The following is a 3,997-nucleotide window of genomic DNA, read 5'->3' on the forward strand; positions in this document are numbered from 1 at the left end:
GCGCGCGGCCCGGGCGGGCCGGTCGAGCCGGTGGAAGACGGTGGAAGACGGTGGCGGCCTCGACGAGCGCCTGACGGGCCGTCATCCGAGGGTCCAGCGCGGTGTCCGGGTCCTGGAACACGACCTGGACGAGGCGGCCGAGCCGGCGCCGGTCGCGGACGGTGCGGGTGCGGACCTCCCGGCCGGCTGGTTGGCCGGGGCCTCCGCGTAGGTGAGCGCACGGGTCACCGCCGAAGCGGTCAGGGGGTGCCGTCGGAGCAGGTGACGCCCGGGCGGTGGGTGAAGGCGGCCGTGGTGGCGGTGGCCTGCCATGAGGAGGCCAGGCCGGTGACCAGGGTGCCGTCGGGAGCGAGGTTCACCAGCGAGTCGTAGGCGTAGCGGGCTTGGGAGGCACCGAAGGCGGAGTACGGATCGAAGCTCGGGATCTCGCTGGACTCGGCGATCCGGACGGTGCCGTGCTCCACCAGGGGGGTGGTCGTCGAGGAGGCGGCGCCGCCGCATCCGCTCAGTGCGACGGCCGAGGTGGTGACCGCGGCCGCCAGGACGACCGGAGGGGTGGGTCGGGGCATGGCGCCATGGTGTCATCGCGGCTTGTGCTCGGTGGCCCAACAGACTTGCGCGGCAAGCGCGTTCGAGCGGCCGGGGCCGCGCGGAGGCTGGGCGGGAGCCGTCCGGGGCGGCTGGCACGGGTCATCCCGATTCACCCGTTCAGGGGGAAGGAATCACCACTGCCTTTATTGCTGGCAATCGGGTAATAATATCGAGCGATATTCGGGTGCGCTGCAGTTCAGGTCATGGGAGGAATCCATAAACACTCACATGAGTGAACCGGACGGAAGCCGCTTGGCTCTGGCGCGTGTGGTTCGACTACGGTGGCTATGAGGCGGGGGCGGCGCGTTCCGCTGTTCGGGAATCCGGTTCGGTGGGTGAATCTCGCACTCCGAAATGGAATGCTTCCGCCTACCTGGCTCTGTGATCCTCCGGTTTCGCCGTGCCCGGGTTCCCTGTCGTACGTATGCGTGGAGAGGATGGAGCATCATGCCGCCCCTAGTACCGCCCTTCCTGGTGGGCCTCATCGTCGCGCCGCTGGCCAAGCGCCTGCTCAGGCCGCTGGTCAGCGGAGTCATCAAGACGTCCGTCGGCATCGTGATGGAGGTGAAGAAGGCGGCCCACGAGGCCGGGGAGAACATCCACGACCTCGCCGCCGAGGTGACCGCCGACGTGATGGCCGCCCAGATCACCACCGAGGACGCCGGAGCGCACTCCGGCCACAGCCAGCACGTCGCCGGGAACGGCGCCAATGACGAGGTCGCCGACCGCGTCGAGGGGGACGCGAGGACCCCGAAGATCCGTACGGCCGCCGCAAAGGCGCACTGACGGTCCGTGAGGACCTGCGGCCGCCACCGGGCGCGCATGCCGATCGATTTCGGCGGGGCGGACCTGGCGGCGGCCGTTCGCAGGGTGCCCCGCCGCCGGGGGGTGGCCGCTTCGAAATTTTCCACTTCGTCGCCGTATGACCGTCGTTCCAGCGACGGCTTCCCGCGACTTCCGCAAACAGGTGATCGTACACATGCCATCGCTACTCGCTCCCGCAGCCGGATTCCGATCCACGGAATCGGGTGCGAGCCCGCGCTCGGTCATCCCGGGCCGCCAGCGCTGGGACGTCAAGCTGGTGCTCGGACGTCCCCGGACGGCCCAGGTCCTCGCCGCCGCGCTGTGCCGCGTTCCCGGCATCACCGGAGCCCAGGCCAACCCGGTCACCGGCGGGGTGCTCGTCCGCCACGACGTGCGGGTGCGTGCCGCTGACATCGGCCGGATCATCCGCAGAACCGTCGCCCTGATTGCGGAGGACCCGACCGGTGCCGGGCGTCCGGTGCCGGCCGGCTCTGCGGCCGCACCAGCCGCACCAGCCGCACCGGCTCCACGGGCGGACCGCAGCCGGATCGCGGGCCCCGCGCTCGCCGTCGGCGGTGGGGTCGCGGCCGGGGTCGCGCTGGTCAGGGGGTCGGCGCTGACCCGGCAGCTGGTGGCGGTGGGCGGGGTGGCCGTGGCGACCGCGGTCGTCCTCCGGAAGGCATGGCGCAGAACGGCCGGCGCCTCGCGGGAGGCGGCTGGGCCGGGGGCCGAGCGCCACCCCCTGCTGGAGATCGTCGGACCGCACCGGCGCCGCCTCTACCGGGCCGCCGCGCTGTCCGTCGCCTGCCAGGCCGCGGAGATGGCGCTCGGCACCTTCCTCGGCTGGACCGGCCTGGTCCTCATCAAGGGCGAGGCGGCTCCGCTGGTCAGCCTCGGCCTGACCACGGCCTCCGCCCAACTCTGGGGCCTGGCCGGGCTGGTGGCCGTCGCCTGCGCTGCCGTGGCGGGCCTCTCGTACGCCTCGAACCTCCAGTGGCGCCAGCTCGGCCAGGAGATCGAGCACGACTGGCGCAGCCGCACCTACCGGCACGTCCAGCACTTCGAGCTGGGGCACCTGGAGGGCGAGCGGACCAGCCGGGTGGCCGGCGCGCTCACCAACGACGTCGGCCAGCTGGGCACCTTCTTCGCCGGCCCGGCCAACGACGTGCTGCAACTCGGCACCAGCCTGGTCCTCCTGGTGCCGGCCTTCCTCCTGCTGGCCCCGCAGATCGCCTGGATCGCGTTCCTGCCGATCCCGGTCATCGCCTGGCTGTCGCTGCGCTACCAGGACGAGGCGGCCGCCGACTACGCTGCCACCGGCGAGCGCCGGGCCAGGCTGGGCAGCCAGGTGATCAACTCGCTGGAGGCGGGAGCGACCGTCAAGAGCTTCTGCACCGAGGACTACGAGGCCGAGCGCATCGACGGGCTGAGCGAGGAGGTCCAGGAGAGCAGCCGGCAGACCGACCAGGGCACGATCCGCCACGCCGAGACCATCCGGGCCTGCACCACGGCGTCGATGGCCGGCACCCTGCTGATCGGTGGTCGCTCGGTGCTCAACGGCACCCTGCGCTTCGAGGTGTTCAGCCCGCTGATCGGGCTGCCCCAGATGCTGCTGATGCGGATGAGCCGGCTCGGCGGCATCGCCGACCAGTACCAGCGCACCCTCGCCTCCTACGACCGGATCCAGCGGCTGCACGCCCTGCCCGTCGAGGCCGAGGGCGGCGACCGGGCGCTCGACCCCGCCGAGGTGCGGGGCGAGATCGTCCTCGACGGGATTACCTTCGCCTACCCCGGCCGGCCGGCGGCACTGGGGGACCTCTCGCTGACCGTCCCGGCCGGCCGGGTGACCGCCCTGGTGGGTGCCACCGGCTCCGGCAAGACGACGATCGCCAGACTGCTGATGCGCTTCCAGGACGCGGACTCCGGCCGGGTGCTGCTCGACGGCCAGGACATCCGGGACCTGCGGCGGCATGACCTGCGCGACGCCATCGGATTCGTCGCCCAGGACCCGTTCCTCTTCGACGGCAGCATCGCCGACAACATCCGCTACGGCAGCTTCGACGCCTCGGACGAGGAGATGGTCCGGGCCGCCACCATGGCCGAGGCGCACGCCTTCGTCTCGACGCTCCCGGACGGTTACGACACCCTGATCGGCGAACGTGGCGCCGCGCTCTCCGGCGGCCAGCGGCAGCGGATCGCGCTGGCCCGCGCGATCCTCAAGGACTCGCCGGTCGTCATCCTCGACGAGGCCACCTCCGCTGTGGACAACGAGACCGAGGCAGCCATCCAGCGCACGCTGCGCAGCTTCGCGGCCGACCGGACGATGCTCGTCATCGCCCACCGCCTCTCCACGGTCCGTCACGCCGACCGGATCTACGTCATGGACAAGGGCGGCGTCGTCGCCGAGCAGGGCACCCACGACGAACTCCTCGCCCAGCACCGGCTCTACGCATCCCTCTGGCAGCTGCAGGCCGGCGAACTCGCCGCCTGACCCCGCAGAGAACGGCCCCCGCCCGCCGACCGCGTGACGCCACCGCGGTCGGCGCGGCGCGGCCCGGCACGTCCTGCGCGCCTGCCCGCCCACACTCCTGGAGGTATCCCC

At 72.1% G+C, this 3,997-nt stretch carries 4 protein-coding genes; 3 read left to right on the plus strand and 1 reads right to left on the minus strand.

Annotated features, from left to right (window positions below; translation table 11 throughout):
* Positions 1-40: 40 nt before the first annotated feature.
* Complete coding sequence (locus tag ACFZB9_RS30680; RefSeq protein WP_391452565.1) at positions 41-211, plus strand: hypothetical protein; 171 nt, start codon at positions 41-43, stop codon at positions 209-211.
* Between the two features lie 28 nt (positions 212-239).
* Here ACFZB9_RS30680 and ACFZB9_RS30685 read toward each other — a convergent pair whose 3' ends face one another.
* Positions 240-569: a hypothetical protein gene (locus ACFZB9_RS30685; protein WP_391452567.1), complete on the minus strand. Its 330-nt coding sequence runs from the start codon at positions 567-569 to the stop codon at positions 240-242.
* Positions 570-1,038: 469 nt separating this feature from the next.
* Here ACFZB9_RS30685 and ACFZB9_RS30690 point away from each other — a divergent pair, with 469 nt between their 5' ends.
* Both ACFZB9_RS30690 and ACFZB9_RS30695 read left to right on the plus strand, forming a co-directional pair.
* Complete coding sequence (locus tag ACFZB9_RS30690) at positions 1,039-1,377, plus strand: DUF5132 domain-containing protein (RefSeq protein ID WP_391452569.1); 339 nt, start codon at positions 1,039-1,041, stop codon at positions 1,375-1,377.
* A 193-nt stretch (positions 1,378-1,570) separates the two neighbouring features.
* Entirely contained in the window at positions 1,571-3,886 is a 2,316-nt protein-coding gene (locus ACFZB9_RS30695; protein WP_391452571.1) for an ATP-binding cassette domain-containing protein, read from the plus strand.
* The last annotated feature ends 111 nt before the right edge of the window (positions 3,887-3,997 follow it).

The sequence above is a fragment of the Kitasatospora sp. NPDC008050 genome (assembly GCF_042957465.1).
Lineage (GTDB): Bacteria > Actinomycetota > Actinomycetes > Streptomycetales > Streptomycetaceae > Kitasatospora.